The following is an 18448-nucleotide window of genomic DNA, read 5'->3' as shown; positions in this document are numbered from 1 at the left end:
GAGTGCTCGTATTGCCCAAAGGCGTCCGCCATATGCCCGGCTTTCTCTCGCGGGATGTGCAGGAGGGCCTGGTCGAGAGCATACGCGAGGTGGTGAAGGCAGCACCACTCTACACGCCGGCGATGCCCAAGACCGGCAAGGAAATGAGCGTGCGCATGACCAATTGCGGCTCGCTCGGCTGGGTCACCGACAAGGAGCGCGGCTATCGCTACCAGCCTGAGCACCCGGTGACGGGCGAGCCCTGGCCGCCGATCCCCGAAGCACTTCTGGCGCTATGGCGCGAGGTCGCGGGTTATCCGCATCCGCCCGAAGCGTGCCTGGTCAATTTCTACACCGATACGGCCAAGATGGGCCTGCACCAGGACCGCGACGAGCGTGAGTTCGCAGCCCCTGTGGTGTCGGTCTCGCTGGGCGACGCCTGCCTGTTTCGCGTCGGCGGGACCAGGCGCGAGGACCGCACGGTTTCGTTCAGGCTCGAAAGCGGCGATGTGGTCGTGCTGGGCGGGGAGGGGCGGCTCGCCTTCCATGGCGTCGACCGAGTCTATCCGATGACGTCAGCGCTGCTGAAGAACGGCGGGCGGATCAACCTGACGCTGCGGCGGGTGACGGCACCGACCTGAGCCTCAGAGTTTCCTGATCGCCACTTCCTCGACGAGGTGCCCCGCACCCTTCTTGAGGATGAGATCGGCGCGTGGGCGCGTCGGCAGAATGTTTTCGCGTAGGTTTTTCAGGTTGATGTTGGCCCACAGCCCCTCGGCGATGGCGCGGGCGGCATCTTCCGACAGCTGCGAATAACGATGAAAGAAAGACTGGGGATTGCGGAAAGCGGTCTCGCGCAGCCGCATGAAGCGGTCGATGTACCACTCGTGGATCAGCTGCTCCTCGGCGTCGATATAGATCGAAAAGTCGAAGAAGTCGGAGACGAAGGGCACGAAGTTGCCGTCCTTGGGCAACTCGCGCGGCTGCAGCACGTTGATGCCCTCGAAGATAAGAATATCGGGGCGATCGACGGTGACGAACTCGCCAGGCATCACGTCATAGGTCAGGTGCGAATAGACGGGCGCCCGCACATTGGGCTGGCCCGACTTGATGCCTGACAAGAAGCGCAGCAGGGCACCGACGTCGTAGCTGTCGGGAAAGCCCTTGCGCTCCATCAGATTGTCGCGCCGCAACACCTCGTTGGGATAAAGGAAGCCGTCGGTGGTGACCAAATCGACCTTCGGGCTCGACGGCCAACGGGTGAGCAGTTCCTGCAGGATACGCGCGGTGGTCGACTTGCCGACGGCGACCGAGCCGGCCATGCCAATGATGAAGGGTGTCTTGGTGCCTTTCTTCTCGGAATTGAAGAAGCGCTGGCGCTGGCGAAACAACTGCTGGCTGGTCTCGACATGGGCCGAAAGCAGACGCGACAGCGACAGATAGATGCGCCTGACTTCCTCGAGGTCGATCGGCTCGTACATCGAGCTTAGCCGGCTGACCTCGTCCTTGGTCAGGGTCATCGACATGTCGGCGCCGAAGCCGGCCCAGTGCTCGGCCTTGAAGAACCAGTATGGAGAATATTTCTCCGACGGCGCGAGCTGATCCATCGAACCTCCCCTGCGGGACCTGACCAGCGGTCAGCCCTCGTTCTTGCGCGCGGCCTTCTCGGCAATTCCGGACTGCGAGGTGCGGCGCTCGAGTTCGGCCATCACCTCCGCCATCGGAATGCCGGCAACGGCCAGCACGACGAGCCAATGATAAAGGAGATCGGCACTTTCCGAAACGAGGGCGCCATCGTCGCCCTTGACCGCGGCGATGACGGTTTCGACCGCCTCTTCGCCGAGCTTCTTGGCCGCCCTCTCCATGCCGCTCTGGTAGAGCTTCGCCGTCCATGAATTGGCGTCGCCCGAACGCGCACGCTCGGAGACAATCTTTTCGAGATCGGAAAGGGAGAATGCACTCATCTTGGCCTCGGCAATAAGGTCAGCCAATGGGGTCAAGCCGCATGGGCAAGCCCGCTTTTGCCATGTGGGCCTTGGCCTCGGCAATGGTGTAGGTGCCAAAATGGAAGATCGAGGCGGCGAGCACGGCCGTGGCATGGCCCTCGCGGATGCCTGACACCATGTGGTCGAGATTGCCGACGCCGCCCGAGGCGATGACCGGCGCGCGCACAGCGTCCGCCACAGCACGCGTCAGCGCGATGTCATAGCCGATCTTGGTGCCGTCGCGGTCCATCGAGGTCAGCAGGATTTCGCCAGCGCCAAGGTCGACGACCTTGCGGGCGAAGTCGACGGCGTCGATGCCGGTGCGCTCGCGCCCGCCATGGGTGAAGATCTCCCAGCGGTCGGTCTCGTTTGCAGCCGACACCTTCTTGGCGTCGATGGCAACGACGATGCACTGGTTGCCGAACTTGTCGGCGGCTTCGGCGACGAAGGAGGGATTCTTCACCGCCGCCGTGTTGATCGACACCTTGTCGGCGCCAGCCAGAAGCAGCTTGCGAATATCCGAAACCTGGCGCACGCCGCCACCGACCGTCAGCGGCATGAAGCACTGCTCGGCGGTGCGGGCAATGACGTCGAAGATGGTCTCGCGATTGTCTGACGACGCGGTGATGTCGAGGAAGCAGAGCTCGTCGGCACCCGCCGCATCATAAGCCTTGGCCGCCTCGACAGGATCGCCGGCGTCGATCAGATCGACGAACTGGACGCCCTTGACGACGCGGCCGTCCTTGACGTCGAGGCAGGGAATTACGCGGGCTTTGAGGGTCATATCCGTTCCTCGAACAATCCAGGCTCGGGCTTGAGTTGACCACGCAGGATCGCCAGCGCCTGGGCCGGATCGATGCGGCCGTCATAGAGCGCGCGGCCGGAGATGGCGCCTTCGAGTTTCTTGGCGTCCGGCATTGTCATGCGCACGATATCGGCGAGCGAGGCGAGGCCACCCGAGGCGATGACCGGGATCGACACGGCCTCGGCGAGATCGATTGTCGAATCCCAGTTGATGCCGGCCAGAACGCCATCGCGGTCGATGTCGGTGTAGATGATGGCGGCAACACCCGCGCCTTCGAATTTCTTCGCCAGTTCGATGACGCCGAGGCTCGACGCTTCGGCCCAGCCTTCCACGGCGACCTTGCCACCCTTGGCGTCGATGCCGACGGCGACCTTGCCGGGGAACTTCTTGCAGGCTTCCTTGACCAGATCAGGATCGCGCACGGCGACGGTGCCGAGGATGACGCGGGCAAGACCCTTGTCCAGCCAGCTCTCGATATGGTCGAGCGAACGAATGCCGCCGCCGAGCTGGACGGGGTTCTTGGTCGCCTTGAGGATCGCCTCTACCGCCGAACCATTGACGCTCTCGCCGGCGAAGGCGCCGTTCAAGTCAACCACATGCAGCCACTCGAAACCCTGGTCCTCGAAGGCTTTCGCCTGGGCTGCGGGATCGTTGTTGTAGACGGTTGCCTGGTCCATGTCGCCAAGCTTGAGGCGCACGCACTGGCCGTCCTTGAGGTCGATAGCCGGGAAAAGGATCATGGCTTCCACCTCAGGAAATTGGCGATGAGGGCGAGGCCAAGGGCCTGGCTCTTTTCAGGATGAAACTGCGTGCCGACAAGGTTGTCCCGCGAAACGGCCGCCGTGACCTGGCCGCCATAGTCGGTGGTCGCCAGCACCTGTTTATCGTCAGTCGCGTCGAGATGGTAGGAATGCACAAAATAGGCGTGCAGGCCGGTGGGTCCCGTGGCGATGCCATCGAACAGCGGATGGGCATGTTTCACGTGAATCGTGTTCCAGCCGATCTGCGGAATCTTGAGCCACGGGTCGGACGGCGCGATCTCCTTGACGTCACCCTTGATCCAGCCAAAGCCTTGCGTGACGGTCTTTTCAAGCCCGCGTTCCGACATCAATTGCATGCCAACGCAGATGCCAAGGAACGGCCGCGCCTTGTGGATCGCGACCTCCTCGACCGCCTCCCACATGCCGTCCACGGCACGCAACCCACGCGCGCAATCGGCATAGGCGCCGACGCCCGGCAAGACGATGCGGTCGGCGGTGCGCACGCGTTCGGCGTCCGCGGTCAGGTCGATCTCGGCCGATATGCCGGCTTCGCGGGCGGCGCGCTCGAAGGCCTTGGTCGCCGAGCGCAGATTGCCCGAACCGTAGTCGATGATGGCAACGCGCATGTCAGTGTCTTCCGGGATAATGCAGCAGGCCGAGCGCTCCGCCAGCAGGTTGAGGCCGGGGCGTGGCAGGGGAGATGGCGACAGTCGCCGGCGCGGGCTCGTCATCAGCCTCACCGGCGAAGAGGTAGCGCGTCTCGGCGTCCTCGATGCTATCAGCCTCGATCACGCCCCACTGGTGCCAGCCGGCACGGCGAAGGGCTGCGATCCGCAAAGCACCACCTTCGAGCCCGACATAAAGCGAGATCAAAAGCGGCAACAGCGGTGCGGCAAAGGTCAGCCCAGCCGCCTCGCTTGCCACGGCAAGTGCGAGCGTGGCGGCAAGCGTCACCACGGCTTCGAGCCACAGGCGATGCCACAACAGCCAAAGCAGCGGCACGACGAAGCCGAGGACGTAAAAGCCGTCGCGGACAAAGACGGCAGCTTCCGAGGCGTTTTTACCTGCCGAGGCAGGCGGCTCCATGACGACATGGATGGCCATGGCTATCCCTTCAGGCTGCCCTTGGTCGAGGGTACTGCGTCAGGCTGGCGCGGGTCGCTTTCAAGGGCCATGCGCAGCGCGCGCGCGACCGCCTTGAAGCAGGTTTCGGCGATATGGTGGTTGTTGGCGCCATAATGGTTGGTGACATGCAAGGTGATGCCGGCGTTCTGTGCCAAAGCCTGGAAGAACTCGCGCACCAGCTCGGTGTCGAAGGTGCCGATCTTGGGCGCCGAGAAGGCGACGTTCCAGACCAGGAAGGGCCGCCCTGACACGTCGATCGCGGCCCGCGTCAGCGTCTCGTCCATGGCAAGGTCGATCGAGGCGTAGCGCATGATGCCGCGACGCTCGCCGAGCGCCTTGGACAGCGCCTGGCCAATGGCGATGCCGCAATCTTCGACGGTGTGGTGGTCGTCGATATGCAGGTCGCCCTTGGCCTGAACCTTCATGTCGATCAGCGAATGGCGCGACAGCTGGTCGAGCATATGGTCGAAGAAGCCTATGCCAGTCGCCATTTCCGAACGGCCGGTGCCATCGACATGAACCGAGACGGAGATCTCGGTTTCCTTGGTCTTGCGGCTGACTTCGGCGGAACGGGGGGCCATTGGCGGATCCTTGTCCTCAAAAACGAGAGCCTAATAGCAGCATGAGCGACCGCTTGCCAATCGCCGCGAAAGGGCATTTCGTCATGGCAGGCGAGGATTTGCATTCCTTGCGCCGCGTCATACATAAGATCGAACTTCCACTCGTAACGCGCAAGCTGCCGCAAAGGGGCCGCGCGCCATCGGAGCAACATATGTCCAATGAACAAAGTATGCACGCCACGACCATCGTGACGGTGCGCAAGGGCAACAAGGTGGTCATCGCCGGCGACGGCCAGGTCAGCCTCGGCCAGACCATCATGAAGGGCAATGCCCGCAAAGTGCGCCGCCTCGGCAAGGGCAATGTCATCGCCGGTTTCGCCGGCGCCACCGCCGACGCCTTCACCCTTCTCGAAAGGCTCGAAGCCAAGCTTGAGCAATATCCCGACCAGCTGACGCGCGCCTGCGTCGAGCTTGCCAAGGACTGGCGCACCGACCGCTATCTGCGTCGCCTCGAAGCCATGATGCTGGTGGCCGACAAGAATGTGTCGCTGGCACTGACCGGCACCGGCGACGTGCTAGAGCCCGAATTCGGCGTCATGGCCATCGGTTCGGGCGGCAATTACGCGCTGGCCGCGGCCCGCGCCCTGATGGACACCGACAAGGACGCCGAGGAGATCGCCCGCAAGGCGATGCAGATCGCAGCCGACATTTGCGTCTACACCAACCACAGCTTCGTGATCGAAACGCTCGATGCCGATTGAGGCACCCGCGCATTACGACTTCCGCCCGGTGACCAAGGCCGACCTGCCGATGATCAAGGCATGGTTGGCCCAGCCGCATGTCGCCGAATGGTGGAACCATCCCGAAGATGAGATCGCTGCGATCGAGGAGCACATCGACAGCATCTCGGTCGAGCCGCTGATCATCGAGCTGGACGGCAAGCCGATCGGCTACCTCCAGAGCTACGACCCGCACATGGAGGACGACCACCCCTACCAGGACCAGCCCTTCGGCACGCTCGGCATCGACATGACCATCGGCGTGCCGGACCTGGTCGGCAAGGGTCATGGCTCGGCCATCGCCAGGCAGTTCGTCGACGAGCTGTTCGAGGAAGGCGTGCCGCGCGTAATCATCGACCCGAAACCGACCAACAAGCGCGCCATCCGCGCCTATGAAAAAGCTGGCTTCGTGGCTTTCGATACGCGAACGTCGATTTACGGTCCGGCGCTGATGATGGCGCGCGATGCCGAAGAGGGGGATTTAGACGAATGATGCTTGCGCAGGGGGAGGAGACAGCCCGGCAACGCGAGAAGCTGGGCTGGTGGCTGCTGGTGGCTGCCTTGCTGATCGCAGGGCAGGCAGTGGCGCTTTACTGGATGGGCCACCCGGCCATCTGCAAATGCGGCTACGTCAAGCTGTGGCAGGGCGTCGTGATGAGTTCGGAGAACTCCCAACACATCTCCGACTGGTACACCTTCTCGCATATCATCCACGGCTTCCTGTTCTACGCGCTGCTGAGCTGGCTCGCGCCCAAAAGCTCGCTTGGTTTCCGCCTGGCGGTGGCCATCGGCATCGAAGTGGCCTGGGAACTTGTCGAAAACAGCGATTTCATCATCAACCGTTACCGCGAGGGCACCATTTCCCTCGACTATTACGGCGACAGCGTCCTGAACTCGGTGTTCGACACGCTGGCCATGGTGCTGGGCTTTGTCATGGCCGCGCGACTTCCGGTCTGGAGCGTCGTTGCCTTGGCCATCATCTTTGAAATCGGCGTCGGTTACGTCATCCGTGACAACCTGACGCTCAACGTCATCATGCTGGTCCACCCACTCGAACCGATCAAGCATTGGCAAGCGGGAACTCTGTAGTGAACAAGCTTTCGACACCGCCTGAGATGCTCGCCATTTCGCCCGACGCGCTGCGCACCGCTGTGGCCAACGGGCTGGTGACAGCCGATCAGGCGCAAGGCCTGCGCGATCTGGAAAGCGCCAGAACGCCCGCCTTCGACAGGGAGCCGCATGACGACGAGAGGTTTCGTTTCATCAGCGGATTCAGCGACATCTTCGTCACCATCGGCCTCGGGCTGTTCCTGGGCGCCCTGGGCTATTTCTCCGGCGACATGATCGGCAACGCCGGCATGTCCGTTGTCATCGCCGTGGCGAGCTGGCTGCTGGCCGAATATTTCACCCGCAGGCAGCGCATGGCACTGCCCAGCATCGTGCTGCTTCTGGTCTATGCCGGAGCGGTCTTTTCGGCGGTGGCGGAAGCCTTCAACCCCAGCCAGAGCTTTGGCATGGGCCTTGGCAATCAAGGCGGCTGGCCGATCGTCGTCGCCGGTCTTGTTACCGCCGCAGCGACAGCTTTGCACTACTGGCGCTCCCGCGTGCCGGTGACGATCGCGGCCGGCGTTGCGGCTCTGGTCGCCGCTGCCGTTGGATTGCTGTTCATGCTGGCACCGGATTTCGCCATCCAGGCTGCCAAGCCGCTGCTGCTCGCCTGCGGCCTCGTGGTGTTCACGCTCGCCATGCGCTTCGACTTGAGCGATCCCTTGCGCCAGACACGGCGCACCGACATCGCGTTTTGGCTGCACATGCTGGCAGCGCCGCTGATCGTGCATCCGCTGGTCAGCGGCCTCGTCGGCGAGGGCGGTTCCGACGCGGTCTCGGCATGGAGCATCCTGGCGATCTTCATCGGGCTGGCGCTCGTTGCCCTTGTTGTCGACAGGCGGGCCATCCTTGTCTCGGGCCTGTCTTATGCCGGCTTCGCCTTTGGGGCGCTGGTCGTCAAGGCGGGGCTGTCGGACAGCGTCGTGCCGCTCACCATGCTGGTGCTTGGCGCGCTTGTGCTGCTGCTCAGCGCCGGCTGGCATACGCTACGCCGGGGCCTTGTGCCGCTGCTGCCCGGTGCCCTTGCGCGCCGGCTTCCAGCCCATACATAAGCTGCAACCGAGTATTCAAGAGTATCATCATGTCCACATTCTCTCCCCGTGAGATCGTTTCCGAACTCGACCGCTTCATCATCGGCCAGAAGGACGCCAAGCGCGCCGTGGCGATTGCCTTGCGCAACCGCTGGCGCCGCCAGCAGCTGGAAGGCCAGATGCGCGAAGAGGTCATGCCCAAGAACATCCTGATGATCGGACCCACCGGCGTCGGCAAGACCGAGATTTCGCGCCGCCTGGCAAAGCTCGCCGGTGCGCCCTTCGTCAAGGTCGAGGCGACCAAGTTCACCGAGGTCGGCTATGTCGGCCGCGACGTCGAGCAGATCATCCGCGATCTGGTCGAGATCGCCATCGGCCTGGTGCGCGAAAAGATGCGCGAAGACGTCAAGGCGCGTGCCCATGTCAACGCCGAAGAGCGCGTGCTGGAAGCCCTCGTCGGCAAGACGGCAAGCCCGGCGACCCGCGACAGTTTCCGCAAGAAGCTGCGCGACGGCGAGCTCGACGACAAGGAAATCGAGGTTGAGATCGCCGATAGCGGCACCGGCGGCATGCCGAGCTTCGATATCCCCGGCATGCCGGGCGGCAATGTTGGCGTGCTCAACATCAACGACATGCTGCAAAAGGCGATGGGCGGCCAGCGCACCAAGACGCGCAAGACCTCCGTCAAGGAATCCTACGCGCTTCTGATCGGCGATGAGTCCGACAAGCTGCTCGACCAGGACGAGGTGGTGCGGCGCGCGCTCGAAGTGACCGAGAACGAAGGCATCGTCTTCCTCGACGAGATCGACAAGATCGCGCGTGGCGACGTCTCGGGCGGCCCCTCGCGTGAAGGCGTGCAGCGCGATCTGCTGCCGCTGGTCGAGGGCACGACGGTTGCGACCAAATACGGGCAGGTGAAGACCGACCACATCCTGTTCATCGCGTCAGGTGCCTTTCACATCTCCAAGCCCTCGGATCTTCTGCCGGAGCTTCAAGGCCGCCTGCCGATCCGGGTTGAGCTTAGGGCGCTGGAGAAGAACGACTTCGTTCGCATCCTGACCGAGACCGAAGCCAGCCTGATCAAGCAGTATATCGCGCTGATGGCAACCGAGGGCGTCAACCTCGAATTCACCGACGACGCCATCGACGCGCTCGCCGGCATCGCGGTCGACCTCAACGCCAGTGTCGAGAATATCGGCGCCAGACGTCTGCAGACGGTGATGGAGCGCGTGCTCGACGAGATTTCCTACGACGCGCCGGATCGCAACGGCACGACGGTGAAGATCGACGCGGCCTATGTCGAAAAGCACGTCGGCGATCTCTCCAGGAACACAGATTTGTCGCGTTTCATCCTTTAAAGCGGGCTTCCGGCGCGGGCAGTGCACGCGCCGGAACAATGTGACATGTGGCCGAATGGAACCATCCGGCCACCTTTCGCTTCCGTCAGGCGACAACGCCCTCGACTAAGCCGAGGGCTTTTTCTAGTTTGCCTTGATAGAGCTTGGGCAACAGCAGCATATGAAACGCGTTTTTCTCTCGGCATTCCTTCTGGCGGCGGTCTTCGGCGTGCCACAGGCATCGGCGACGACCGTGGTCGCGGCCGGCAATATCCATGCCGAGCAGCCTGACGTGCCCGGTGCCTCGTCCAAGCGCACCAAGGCCGGCAAGACCACCTTCGACGCCAAATACCGCAAGGTCTACGCGCTGCTTCAGAACGATGCCGAGCTGCGCGGCAAGATCAAGACAGTGGCCCGCGCCTACGGCATCGATCCGATCCACATCGTCGGCGCCATCGTCGGCGAGCACACCTACAATGTCGACGCCTACGACCGGATGCAGACCTACTACGTCAAGGCGGTGTCTTACCTGTCGAGCAAATTCAGCTTCAGCTACGGCGGCGAAGAGGTCACCGATTTCATCAAGCGTCCGCAATTTGCCGAATGTGCAGCGAAGTCGGACAGCTACGATTTGTGGGAATGCCGCGAAGCGGTATGGAACCAGAGTTTTCGCGGCAAGACCGTGGACGGCACCAGCTTTCCCAACGACCGTTTTAGCGCCACCTTCTTCCAGCCCTTCTATGCCGGCCAGACCTTTGGCATCGGCCAGCTCAATCCGCTGACCGCGCTACAAATGAGCGACCTCGTGCACAAGGTCTCGCGGCTGCCCAAGCTCGATGCGGGCGACCCGAACGGCGTCTACAAGACCATCATGGATCCCGACCTGACGCTGCCTTACGTCGCTGCCACTGTGAAGACGTCAATCGACGCCTACAAAAACATCGCCGGCTTCGACATCTCGGGCAATCCAGGCCTCACCGCCACGCTGTACAATGTCGGCAACCCCGAAGCGCGCGCCCATGCGCTCAAGGCCGAAAACGACAGGCGCGCGGCTGCGGGCGAGCCGGCGAAACTGCCGGAAGAGAATTATTACGGCTGGCTGGTCAACGACAAGCTGTCCGAGTTGCAGGCGCTGTTTTAGCCGCGCTTCTTGCGCGCAATCGCTTCGCGCAGCTGGGTGTTGAGCGCCGCAAGCTCGGCCTCATTCATTTCGCCGATGGCTTGAGCCATCAGATTGGCAAGCTCGGTGGCTGCGGGCGAAAGCCCCGCAGTGTCGACCACGACGCGCGGATGCGAGCCCTCGGCCAGCTTCTGCAGTTCCTCGGCGTCGTCCCAGATGACATTGAAGTAGCCGATGATCTTCTGGATCATCGCCCATGTCGGCACGCCGCGATGACCGTGCTCAAGCGCCGAAAGATAGGCGGCACTGACGCCGATGGTGGCGGCCATATCCTTCTGGCTGACGCCGCGCTCGCGCCTGAGTTCGCGGATGCGTTCGCCGAGCGGCGTCAAATGCCCATACTCCGCCGCAGCCTGATGTAGATCGCGCCCGAGCCGCCATGGTGGCGGGCGGCGTGATCGTGGCTGGAGACCAGCATGCGGAACGGGGCCGTGCTCAGCCATGCCGGCACCATGCGGCGCAACACACCGTCGCCGCCCTTGGAATTGCCCTTGCCGGTGATGACAAGCACATAGCGAACCCCACCGGCATGCGCCCGCGCCAGGAAATGCAGCAGCAGCGAATAGGCTTCGTCCTGGGTCATGCCGTGGAGATCGACCCGACCTTCGATCGGCAGGCGGCCTTTCGACAGCTTGTCGCGGGTCGGTTCATCGAGCGAATGGGCGACATACTGGCGCTTGGGTGCGGCAGCGGGGGCCGCTATTTGCGCAGGCATGGCCTTGGTGGGTGTCGGGTCCGGCTTGGCGACGACAGGTGCTGGCGGCTCGGGTATGTCGACGGTACGTTTGCCCTTGAGCGGCGAGGTCGTGCGGGCAATGACGTTCCACAACACGCGTTCTTCGTCGCTCAGCTTGCGGTCGCGGCGCGTACTCATGATACGCCACCGGCAAGCAAGGGCTTCGGCAGCAAGGCGAAGAAATCGGCGTCGTTGCGGACAACGCCCGCGATCTCGCCCGCCTCGAAACCAGAGCCGGCAAACAGATCGCCACGCGCCGGACCGGTGATGGCCGAACCGGTGTCCTGCGCGATCATCAGCCTGGCGAACGGCTTGCCTCCAAACGCGGTGAGGGCAGGGGCAGCGATGAAAAACGGCGTGCCGAAGGTGTGCAGCAGGCGGTCGACGGCGACCGAACGACCGGGCGTCAGCGGCACCTTCGCCGCAGCGATCGGCCCAAGTGCCGGGTCATCGACCTCGGCATCCCTGAAGAAGATGTAGGAGCGGTTGCGCCACGAGATCTCGTCGACACGGTGCGGATTGGCTTTGAACCAGGCGCGGATCGACTGCATCGTCACTTTTTCGAGCGGTATCTCGCCGATTTCGGCCAGAATTCCGCCCGGGCCAGTGAAACGCTGGCCCGATTTGGCGGCATAGGTGACACGCCGCAGCGAACCATCGGTCATGTTCAGCCGGGCAGCACCCTGGACATGGACGAAGAACGCATCGACCCGGTCGGCGAGCCAGGCGATCTCAAGCCCCTTGCCTGAAAGCGCGCCCTGTTCGATCGCTGGGCGGTCGAAATACTCGACCAGCCCCTTAGGCGTCTGGCGCGCGAAAGCGAAATAAGGGTCCATGCTGACAGGGCGGTTTTGATCATCGATATCGACAAGATCGGCCGGCCGCGACAGCAGCGGCACCCGGAAGACTTCTGTCTTGATGGAAGAGGCCTCGACTTCCGGCTCGTAGAAACCGGTGACAAAGCCGGACGCGCGGCCTTCTGGCGCAACCAAAGCCGGCTGGAAATGGCGTTCAAAGAAATCGCGGGCTTCGGCACCATTGCCCACCGGCCGCGCGCGCGCTTCGGCATAGGCTGGGCCAAAAGCATCGAAAGCGACGCCGAGGGCGCCGCTGCGATAGGGCTTGGTCAGGACATGAAAGGCGGAACGCCGGAAGGCCGCGAAGGCGGCTAGCTGGTCATCTTCCAGCCAACCGGGCAGGTCGGCGAAACCGACCGGGGCGAATGCGGGCGAGAGCAACACGGGCTTCGCCCGCCACGCGCGGTCAGTCTTCTTCCTCGGTGGCGACAAGCTTCCAGTTCGGGTCGCGCGAACGGGTGTCGCGGGCGAAGGTCCAGACATCCTTGACCTCGGCCACGGTCTCGGGGTCGCCATCGATGACCTCGCCGGCCTTGTCGCGCGTCGCCGAAATCAGCTCGCTGACGATGCGCAAGGTGACATGGGCCTCGCCGCCCTTCATCTCGGCCGAGATGATATCGGCCTTGTTGATGCCGACGAAAGAGGACTGGATCTTCTCCGAGCGGCCTTCGCGGTCGGCGATCGCGGCAGCAAAACCGTCGTAGACCTCGCGCGACAGCAGGTTCTTGAGCGTCTTACGGTCGCCGTCGGCATAGGCCATGACGATCATCTCGTAGGCCATCTTGGCGCCGTCGACGAACCCCTTGGGCTCGAAGGAAGCGTCGGCGTCCCTGATGGCGCGCAGGCCCTTGTTCAGGTCGGTGCCGGGCTTGGCGAAGGCGTCGATGGCAACATAGGCCTCGTCGTTGGCTTCGCCTGGCGCGCGCTTTCGCTGTGGCAGGGACACGACATTCTCAGGCTTGCCATTGGCGTCCTGAGGCTTGTTGCGGGCTGCCGTATAGGGGTCGAAGGGCGGGCGTTCATTGCCGGTGCGGCGTCCAAGCACGTTGCGGAGCTGGAAAAAGATCACCACCGCTGCGATTAGAAAGAAAATCGTGCCGAAATCGAAGAATTCCATATCTTCTGCCGATCCGTCCCTTGTTCGCGGCCGAAGCCAGCTTATGTGCCATTCGCCGGCGCCGCATCTGTGCAGCGCCTGTTAGCCTTGCATATAGAACGCATGCACCGATCATTCAAATTAAAGGCGCAGCGCCCTATCTAAAGATGTATGCGCTATGCCTGTGACCGCATATGGCTGTCACGTCAACTCAAACCGGACCGGATCAACGCTCTAGATGCTGCCTCTCCTGCTCCTTGCCCTGCCTTTGCTCGAAATAGCCGGATTTGTGCTGGTGGGCAGCGAAATCGGCGTGCTGTCGACCATCGGGCTTGTTCTGCTCAGCGCCGTCGTCGGCTCCATCCTGCTGCGTGTGCAGGGTTTTGGCGTGATGACCCGTATCCGCACCGAAATGGACGCGGGCCGCGACCCCTCCAAGGAGCTGGCCAACGGTGCGATGATCGTGCTCGCCGGCATCCTGCTGGTCATTCCCGGCTTCATCAGCGACATCGTCGGCATTCTGCTGTTCCTGCCGCCGGTCCGCGCCCTGGCCTGGCGCTTCCTCAGCAAGCGGGTGCGCTTCACCTCCGATTTCGGCGGCTTTGCCCGTCGCGGCGGTCCTGCCGCTGGCAAGACCATCGATCTCGACGAGGACGACTTTTCGCGCCAGCCCAACCCGAAATCACCCTGGCGCTCCATCCGCGACGAGTAACCCGGCAGCCACTCACGCGGCAAAACCTTGTCTTGGCATGCCGAGCGTGCTAGCCAACCGCGGATTCTAATCCGGGCCGCATCGCGGCCGAGCCAAGAGGACATGGGCTAATGGCCACTAATGAAGCGCCGGAAGGCGTGGCAACCAACGGCAACGGTAACGCACAGCAGCCCACGCTCAACGTGCTGGCCCAGTATGTGAAGGATTTCTCCTTCGAAAGCCCCGGCGCGCCGAATTCGCTGCGCGGCCGCGACAAGGCTCCCGGCATCAACATCAATGTCAATGTCAACGCCAACCCGATGACGGACAAGCAGTTCGACGTCAACCTGACGTTGAGCGCCAAGGCCGCCTTCGACAAGGACGTGCTGTTCAACGTCGAGCTGGTCTATGGCGGCGTCTTCCGCATCGACGGCTTCCCGCAGGAACACATGCTGCCGCTGCTCTTCATCGAGTGCCCGCGCCTGCTGTTCCCCTTCGCACGCCAGATCATCGCCGAGGCGACCCGCAACGGCGGCTTCCCGCCGCTGATGCTCGACCCGATCGATTTCGCGCAGATGTTCCAGCAGAAGATCGCCGAGGAACAGGCCGCTTCCAAGGTCAAGGTCAGCTAAGACCACGCCTCATAGCGACGTCATCGAAAGCCCGGTCTCAGCGCCGGGCTTTTTCTTTATCGGGGTCAGTTCAGTTCGGCGGGCGAAAGCAGCTTGGCCCAGATGGCTTTTTCGCCAAGCGAACCCACCAGCTTTTCATGCGCGGCAAGCTCGGCCTCGCTCAGACGCGAGGGCAGGGGCTCCGGCCGCGCGGCGACAATGATCTCGATCTGTCGCGTTGAACCGTCGCTGCCGTTCGATGACGAATAGCTTTCCAGAACCAGGGCCGACTGCTTGCCGCCGATCAGCTCGATATAGACCTCTGCCAGAAGCTCGGAGTCGAGCAGGGCGCCGTGCTTGGTGCGGCGGCTGTTGTCGATGCCGTAGCGACGGCACAGCGCATCGAGCGAATTCGGACCCATCGGGTGCTTGCGGCGGGCAAGCGCCAGCGTATCGATCAGGAGGCTGGGATCGATGGCGGGCTGCTCGAGCCTTGCGAATTCGGCATTGATGAAGCCCAGGTCGAAGTTGCCGTTGTGCGCGACAAGCTTGGCGCCGTCGATGAAATCGATGAATTCATCGATGATCTCGGAGAAAGTCGGCTTGCCCTCAAGGTCGGCGTTCGAGATGCCGTGCACATTCTGGGCGTCGGGATGGACCTGGCGCCCTTGCGGATTGATGTATTTGTGGAAGGTGTTGCCGGTCGGGAAGCGATTGATCATCTCGATGGCGCCGATCTCGATCACGCGGTCCTCGCGGTTGTCGAGGCCGGTGGTTTCAGTATCGAAAATGATCTCGCGCAATTTGTTGATTCTCCTTGGCGCGAGCATGGCCCCGCCACTTGCGCCTGAACAGACCTGGGCTACCTACGACGCCGGCTTTCCCACCGTCAAATCGTCGATGATTGCCCGCACGGCCTGACGCGCCGCGTCAAGGCCGTTGCCCGTATCGATGATGTAGTCGGCGAGCTTGCGCTTTTCAGCGTCGGGAACTTGCTTGCCGAGGATCGCCAAGAATTTCTGTTCGGTCATGCCGGGCCGCGCCAGCACACGTTCGCGCTGGACCGCCGCCGAAGCGGTGACCACCACCACCTTGTCGACGCGGCGCCGGCCGTTGGTCTCGAACAAAAGCGGGATATCGAGCACGGCAATCGGCGCACCCACTGCACGGCTGCGCTCGAGAAATGCGCTGGCATCGGTGCGGACAAGCGGGTGGATGATCGCCTCGAGCTTCTTCAGTGCCGCTGCATCGCCCAACACATGGCGGGAAAGCTCGGCGCGGTCGACAACGCCGTCCTTCACCGTTCCCGGGAAAGCAGCCTCGATCAAAGGCGCTGCCGCGCCGGCATAGAGCCGATGCACGGCCTCGTCGGAATCGTGAACCGGAACGCCGGCGTCCGTGAACATCTTCGCCGTCGTCGACTTGCCCATGCCGATCGATCCTGTCAGCCCCAGAACAATCATTTCTTGCTGTCCAGGTCGGCAACGATCAGGTTGCGCAATTCGGCTGTCACTTCGGGCCTGTGGCCAAACCAGCGTTCGAAACCCGGAACCGCCTGGTGCAGCAGCATGCCGAGCCCATCCACCGTCCTCAACCCACGCGCCTTGGCAGCGGCGAGCAGAGGGGTTTCGAGCGGCACATAGACAATGTCGGTGACGATGGCGTGGTCGGGCAGCGTGGCTGGATCGGCGGGCAGGCCCTCATTGCCATGCATGCCAAGTGCCGTCGTGTTGACCAGCAATGATGCATCAACAAGCAGTTCCGCCGTAGCGGCTTGCGGATGCGCCGTGACGCCCGCGCCGAACTGGTCGGCCAGCTCTTCGGCGCGCGCAACCGTGCGGTTGACGATACGGATATCCTTGAAGCCGCGCTGCTTGAGGGCATGGATGATCGCCCGCGACGCCCCACCTGCGCCGAGCACCACCGCGACATCGCCTTTGGCCCAGCCGGGCGCCAGATGATCGAGATTGGCGGCAAAACCGTAGGCGTCGGTATTGCCGCCCCACAAGACACCATCCTCGAGCCACAGCGTGTTGACCGCGCCGATCTGTTCGGCTGCCTCGTCGCGGCGCTGGACCGCAGCGAACGCTGCTTCCTTGTGTGGAATGGTGACGTTGCCGCCGCGCAAGCCGGCCGCCGACAGCCCAGCGACAAAGGCGGCAAAATTCTCGGGCGCGACATCGATCGCCGTGTAGCTGCCGTCGATGCCGTAGCTCTTCAGCCAATGGCCGTGGATCATTGGCGAGCGCGAATGCGCGATAGGATGGCCGCAAACGAAGGCTTTCAACTCAGCCATCGATGGCCCCAAGCTCGCGCAGCTCAGCCAAAACAGGCAGCAGCGGCAGGCCGACAATGGTGAAATAGTCGCCCTCGACCTTGTCGAACAACTGAATGCCTTCGCCCTCAATCTGGTAGGCGCCGACGCTCGACAGCGCCTTTTTGCCGACGCGGGCGAGGTGGCGGCCGATGAAGGCCGGATCGAGCTTGCGCATGGTCAGCGATGCGACCGCCACATGGCGCCACAAGGTCTCGCCGTCGCGAACCAGCACCGCGGCACTGTTGAGATGATGTGTCTGTCCCGAAAGCTTGAGCAGATGGCGGCGCGCGCCTTCCATGTCGTCAGGCTTGTGGAACACTTCATCGCCGAGCGACAAGGTCTGGTCGCAGCCGAGCACCAGACGCCCTGGATGTTCCTCGCTGACCGCAACCGCCTTGGCTTCGGCCAGCACCAGCGCCACGTCTTCGGGCGAGGCACCGCTTTCGGCCAGCGGCGCTTCCAGCGCGCGCTCATCGAGATCGGCGGGAACGGCATCGACGGCCACGCCGGCATGCTCCAGCATGGCTTTGCGAAACGGACTTCCGGAAGCAAGAATGAGTTTTTCGGTCACGGGCTTTGCCTGAAATCGAACCGCCTCTTGGCGGCGATGGTTGGGGGTCTAACGGCTCTTGTTGCGCAGGGCAACGATTGCCGCGGCCGTTTCCTCGATCGAGCGGCGGCTGACATCGATCATCGGCCAGTTGTGCTTCGTACAGATCTTGCGGGCATAGGCCAGCTCCTCGGTGATCGACGCGCGATCGACATATTCCTGCGCGTCGAATGCCATGGTCGTGCCGAGTATCCGGTTCTGGCGCACATGCGAGATGCGCTCTGCCGTGGCGATCAGGCCAACGACCAGTGGCTTCTCGGCATTGACCAGGCTGTCGGGCACGGGAACGCCCAGCACGATCGGAATGTTGGCGGTTTTGATACCGCGATTGGCGAGATAGATGCTGGTCGGCGTCTTCGACGTCCTGGAAATGCCGATCAGAACGACGTCGGCCTGTTCCATGTCGACCGGCAGCTGCCCGTCATCATGCTCCATGGTGAAATTGAGCGCATCGATGCGGCGGAAATACTCGGCGTCGAGCACGTGCTGGGCGCCGACACGGCGGCCCGCCGGCGTGCCCAGATAAGACTGGAACACCGTCAGCACCGGCTCGAGCACTGATACACAGGGCAAGCCCATCGCGGCACAGCGGCTGTCGATGGTGCCGGCAAGGTGCTGGTCGACAACCGTATAGAGCACGATGCCCGGCTCTTCTTCGATGTCGTCAAACACTTTCATCAGCTGCTTTTCGGTGCGGATCAGCGGGTAGATGTGCTCGATCGCGCGCGCATCCTTGTATTGCGCGGAAGCCGCGCGCCCCGCCGCCAAGAGCGTTTCGCCGGTGGCGTCCGAAATCAGGTGCAGATGGAAGAAGCTTTGGGGTTTGTTCACAGCGGGCGCCTGGGTCTGTGGTCAAATGTGGATAAACGGGCAGTTCGGCC

General features: G+C 63.0%; 25 protein-coding genes. 9 read left to right on the top strand and 16 right to left on the bottom strand.

Annotated features, from left to right (window positions below; genetic code table 11):
• Window positions 1–2: 2 nt before the first annotated feature.
• Window positions 3–620, top strand: a complete 618-nt coding sequence (locus tag AC1RTB_RS13030) for an alpha-ketoglutarate-dependent dioxygenase AlkB family protein (RefSeq protein ID WP_492878444.1) — start codon at window positions 3–5, stop codon at window positions 618–620.
• A gap of 3 nt (window positions 621–623) precedes the next feature.
• Here AC1RTB_RS13030 and coaA read toward each other — a convergent pair whose 3' ends face one another.
• The 7 genes from coaA to hisB are packed head-to-tail and all read right to left on the bottom strand — an operon-like array spanning window position 624 to window position 5236.
• The gene (gene coaA, locus AC1RTB_RS13025; RefSeq protein ID WP_492878446.1) at window positions 624–1586 is read right to left on the bottom strand and encodes a type I pantothenate kinase; all 963 of its coding nucleotides are present in this window, start codon (window positions 1584–1586) and stop codon (window positions 624–626) included.
• A 30-nt stretch (window positions 1587–1616) separates the two neighbouring features.
• On the bottom strand, window positions 1617–1943 hold the full coding sequence (locus tag AC1RTB_RS13020) for a phosphoribosyl-ATP diphosphatase (protein WP_492878448.1): 327 nt from the start codon (window positions 1941–1943) through the stop codon (window positions 1617–1619).
• 19 nt (window positions 1944–1962) lie between these two features.
• Window positions 1963–2748: an imidazole glycerol phosphate synthase subunit HisF gene (gene hisF, locus AC1RTB_RS13015; protein ID WP_492878449.1), complete on the bottom strand. Its 786-nt coding sequence runs from the start codon at window positions 2746–2748 to the stop codon at window positions 1963–1965.
• Window positions 2745–3509, bottom strand: coding sequence for a 1-(5-phosphoribosyl)-5-[(5-phosphoribosylamino)methylideneamino]imidazole-4-carboxamide isomerase (gene hisA, locus AC1RTB_RS13010; protein WP_492878451.1), 765 nt, complete (start codon window positions 3507–3509; stop codon window positions 2745–2747). Before hisA ends, hisF begins: the two co-directional genes overlap by 4 nt.
• Complete coding sequence (gene hisH, locus AC1RTB_RS13005) at window positions 3506–4156, bottom strand: imidazole glycerol phosphate synthase subunit HisH (protein ID WP_492878453.1); 651 nt, start codon at window positions 4154–4156, stop codon at window positions 3506–3508. Before hisH ends, hisA begins: the two co-directional genes overlap by 4 nt.
• A gap of 1 nt (window position 4157) precedes the next feature.
• On the bottom strand, window positions 4158–4634 hold the full coding sequence (locus AC1RTB_RS13000; protein WP_492878455.1) for a DUF2628 domain-containing protein: 477 nt from the start codon (window positions 4632–4634) through the stop codon (window positions 4158–4160).
• 2 nt (window positions 4635–4636) lie between these two features.
• Window positions 4637–5236, bottom strand: coding sequence for an imidazoleglycerol-phosphate dehydratase HisB (gene hisB / locus AC1RTB_RS12995; protein ID WP_492878457.1), 600 nt, complete (start codon window positions 5234–5236; stop codon window positions 4637–4639).
• Window positions 5237–5427: 191 nt separating this feature from the next.
• Between hisB and hslV the strand changes: the two genes are divergently transcribed.
• The 6 genes from hslV (at window position 5428) to AC1RTB_RS12965 (ending at window position 10610) form a co-directional block, all read left to right on the top strand.
• Window positions 5428–5976, top strand: a complete 549-nt coding sequence (gene hslV / locus AC1RTB_RS12990; protein ID WP_492878459.1) for an ATP-dependent protease subunit HslV — start codon at window positions 5428–5430, stop codon at window positions 5974–5976.
• Window positions 5966–6487: a GNAT family N-acetyltransferase gene (locus AC1RTB_RS12985; RefSeq protein WP_492878461.1), complete on the top strand. Its 522-nt coding sequence runs from the start codon at window positions 5966–5968 to the stop codon at window positions 6485–6487. Before hslV ends, AC1RTB_RS12985 begins: the two co-directional genes overlap by 11 nt.
• The gene (locus AC1RTB_RS12980; protein ID WP_492879012.1) at window positions 6487–7083 is read left to right on the top strand and encodes a DUF2585 domain-containing protein; all 597 of its coding nucleotides are present in this window, start codon (window positions 6487–6489) and stop codon (window positions 7081–7083) included. The genes AC1RTB_RS12985 and AC1RTB_RS12980 overlap by 1 nt, the downstream gene beginning before the upstream one ends.
• The gene (locus tag AC1RTB_RS12975) at window positions 7083–8153 is read left to right on the top strand and encodes a hypothetical protein (RefSeq protein WP_492878463.1); all 1071 of its coding nucleotides are present in this window, start codon (window positions 7083–7085) and stop codon (window positions 8151–8153) included. Before AC1RTB_RS12980 ends, AC1RTB_RS12975 begins: the two co-directional genes overlap by 1 nt.
• 29 nt (window positions 8154–8182) lie before the next feature.
• On the top strand, window positions 8183–9490 hold the full coding sequence (gene hslU / locus AC1RTB_RS12970; protein ID WP_492878465.1) for an ATP-dependent protease ATPase subunit HslU: 1308 nt from the start codon (window positions 8183–8185) through the stop codon (window positions 9488–9490).
• A gap of 160 nt (window positions 9491–9650) precedes the next feature.
• The gene (locus tag AC1RTB_RS12965) at window positions 9651–10610 is read left to right on the top strand and encodes a DUF1402 family protein (RefSeq protein ID WP_492878467.1); all 960 of its coding nucleotides are present in this window, start codon (window positions 9651–9653) and stop codon (window positions 10608–10610) included.
• On the opposite strand, the gene AC1RTB_RS12960 is transcribed toward AC1RTB_RS12965, so the two are convergent.
• The 4 genes from AC1RTB_RS12960 to AC1RTB_RS12945 are packed head-to-tail and all read right to left on the bottom strand — an operon-like array spanning window position 10607 to window position 13359.
• Window positions 10607–10981, bottom strand: a complete 375-nt coding sequence (locus AC1RTB_RS12960) for a helix-turn-helix domain-containing protein (RefSeq protein WP_492878468.1) — start codon at window positions 10979–10981, stop codon at window positions 10607–10609. The two genes, AC1RTB_RS12965 and AC1RTB_RS12960, sit on opposite strands and share 4 nt — an antisense overlap.
• Window positions 10978–11523, bottom strand: coding sequence for a Smr/MutS family protein (locus AC1RTB_RS12955; protein ID WP_492878470.1), 546 nt, complete (start codon window positions 11521–11523; stop codon window positions 10978–10980). Before AC1RTB_RS12955 ends, AC1RTB_RS12960 begins: the two co-directional genes overlap by 4 nt.
• Window positions 11520–12626 carry a murein transglycosylase A gene (gene mltA, locus AC1RTB_RS12950; protein ID WP_492878472.1) on the bottom strand — a complete coding sequence of 369 codons (1107 nt, stop codon included), beginning with the start codon at window positions 12624–12626 and terminating at the stop codon, window positions 11520–11522. The genes AC1RTB_RS12955 and mltA overlap by 4 nt, the downstream gene beginning before the upstream one ends.
• A gap of 22 nt (window positions 12627–12648) precedes the next feature.
• On the bottom strand, window positions 12649–13359 hold the full coding sequence (locus AC1RTB_RS12945; protein ID WP_492878474.1) for a Tim44/TimA family putative adaptor protein: 711 nt from the start codon (window positions 13357–13359) through the stop codon (window positions 12649–12651).
• A gap of 217 nt (window positions 13360–13576) precedes the next feature.
• Here AC1RTB_RS12945 and AC1RTB_RS12940 point away from each other — a divergent pair, with 217 nt between their 5' ends.
• The gene (locus tag AC1RTB_RS12940; RefSeq protein WP_492878476.1) at window positions 13577–14050 is read left to right on the top strand and encodes an FxsA family protein; all 474 of its coding nucleotides are present in this window, start codon (window positions 13577–13579) and stop codon (window positions 14048–14050) included.
• A gap of 110 nt (window positions 14051–14160) precedes the next feature.
• A complete protein-coding gene (gene secB, locus AC1RTB_RS12935; protein WP_492878478.1) occupies window positions 14161–14661 on the top strand; it encodes a protein-export chaperone SecB in 501 nt (166 codons plus the stop codon).
• A 65-nt stretch (window positions 14662–14726) separates the two neighbouring features.
• Here the strand turns inward: secB and dnaQ are convergent, their stop codons facing one another.
• From dnaQ to AC1RTB_RS12910, 5 genes are read right to left on the bottom strand one after another with little or no spacing between them, the layout of a single operon-like run.
• A complete protein-coding gene (gene dnaQ, locus AC1RTB_RS12930) occupies window positions 14727–15470 on the bottom strand; it encodes a DNA polymerase III subunit epsilon (RefSeq protein ID WP_492878480.1) in 744 nt (247 codons plus the stop codon).
• A gap of 36 nt (window positions 15471–15506) precedes the next feature.
• Entirely contained in the window at window positions 15507–16103 is a 597-nt protein-coding gene (coaE, locus tag AC1RTB_RS12925) for a dephospho-CoA kinase (protein ID WP_492878482.1), read from the bottom strand.
• Window positions 16100–16936: a shikimate dehydrogenase gene (locus AC1RTB_RS12920; protein WP_492878484.1), complete on the bottom strand. Its 837-nt coding sequence runs from the start codon at window positions 16934–16936 to the stop codon at window positions 16100–16102. Before AC1RTB_RS12920 ends, coaE begins: the two co-directional genes overlap by 4 nt.
• Window positions 16929–17528, bottom strand: coding sequence for a Maf-like protein (locus AC1RTB_RS12915; RefSeq protein ID WP_492878486.1), 600 nt, complete (start codon window positions 17526–17528; stop codon window positions 16929–16931). The genes AC1RTB_RS12920 and AC1RTB_RS12915 overlap by 8 nt, the downstream gene beginning before the upstream one ends.
• A 48-nt stretch (window positions 17529–17576) precedes the next feature.
• Window positions 17577–18398, bottom strand: a complete 822-nt coding sequence (locus AC1RTB_RS12910) for a pyruvate, water dikinase regulatory protein (protein WP_492878488.1) — start codon at window positions 18396–18398, stop codon at window positions 17577–17579.
• Window positions 18399–18448: the final 50 nt, after the last annotated feature.

This window comes from Aminobacter sp. GW821-FHT11F06 (assembly GCF_058808215.1).
This window is presented reverse-complemented; position numbering and strand designations above follow the sequence as displayed.

Bases quoted from the DNA above. Each gene is read 5' to 3' on its own strand.
- coaA (WP_492878446.1), bottom strand. From the start codon at position 1,586: ATGGATCAGCTCGCGCCGTCGGAGAAATATTCTCCATACTGGTTCTTC.
- AC1RTB_RS13020 (WP_492878448.1), bottom strand. From the start codon at position 1,943: ATGAGTGCATTCTCCCTTTCCGATCTCGAAAAGATTGTCTCCGAGCGT.
- hisF (WP_492878449.1), bottom strand. From the start codon at position 2,748: ATGACCCTCAAAGCCCGCGTAATTCCCTGCCTCGACGTCAAGGACGGC.
- hisA (WP_492878451.1), bottom strand. From the start codon at position 3,509: ATGATCCTTTTCCCGGCTATCGACCTCAAGGACGGCCAGTGCGTGCGC.
- hisH (WP_492878453.1), bottom strand. From the start codon at position 4,156: ATGCGCGTTGCCATCATCGACTACGGTTCGGGCAATCTGCGCTCGGCG.
- AC1RTB_RS13000 (WP_492878455.1), bottom strand. From the start codon at position 4,634: ATGGCCATCCATGTCGTCATGGAGCCGCCTGCCTCGGCAGGTAAAAAC.
- hisB (WP_492878457.1), bottom strand. From the start codon at position 5,236: ATGGCCCCCCGTTCCGCCGAAGTCAGCCGCAAGACCAAGGAAACCGAG.
- hslV (WP_492878459.1), top strand. From the start codon at position 5,428: ATGTCCAATGAACAAAGTATGCACGCCACGACCATCGTGACGGTGCGC.
- AC1RTB_RS12985 (WP_492878461.1), top strand. From the start codon at position 5,966: ATGCCGATTGAGGCACCCGCGCATTACGACTTCCGCCCGGTGACCAAG.
- AC1RTB_RS12980 (WP_492879012.1), top strand. From the start codon at position 6,487: ATGCTTGCGCAGGGGGAGGAGACAGCCCGGCAACGCGAGAAGCTGGGC.
- hslU (WP_492878465.1), top strand. From the start codon at position 8,183: ATGTCCACATTCTCTCCCCGTGAGATCGTTTCCGAACTCGACCGCTTC.
- AC1RTB_RS12965 (WP_492878467.1), top strand. From the start codon at position 9,651: ATGAAACGCGTTTTTCTCTCGGCATTCCTTCTGGCGGCGGTCTTCGGC.
- AC1RTB_RS12955 (WP_492878470.1), bottom strand. From the start codon at position 11,523: ATGAGTACGCGCCGCGACCGCAAGCTGAGCGACGAAGAACGCGTGTTG.
- AC1RTB_RS12945 (WP_492878474.1), bottom strand. From the start codon at position 13,359: ATGGAATTCTTCGATTTCGGCACGATTTTCTTTCTAATCGCAGCGGTG.
- AC1RTB_RS12940 (WP_492878476.1), top strand. From the start codon at position 13,577: ATGCTGCCTCTCCTGCTCCTTGCCCTGCCTTTGCTCGAAATAGCCGGA.
- secB (WP_492878478.1), top strand. From the start codon at position 14,161: ATGGCCACTAATGAAGCGCCGGAAGGCGTGGCAACCAACGGCAACGGT.
- dnaQ (WP_492878480.1), bottom strand. From the start codon at position 15,470: ATGCTCGCGCCAAGGAGAATCAACAAATTGCGCGAGATCATTTTCGAT.
- coaE (WP_492878482.1), bottom strand. From the start codon at position 16,103: ATGATTGTTCTGGGGCTGACAGGATCGATCGGCATGGGCAAGTCGACG.
- AC1RTB_RS12920 (WP_492878484.1), bottom strand. From the start codon at position 16,936: ATGGCTGAGTTGAAAGCCTTCGTTTGCGGCCATCCTATCGCGCATTCG.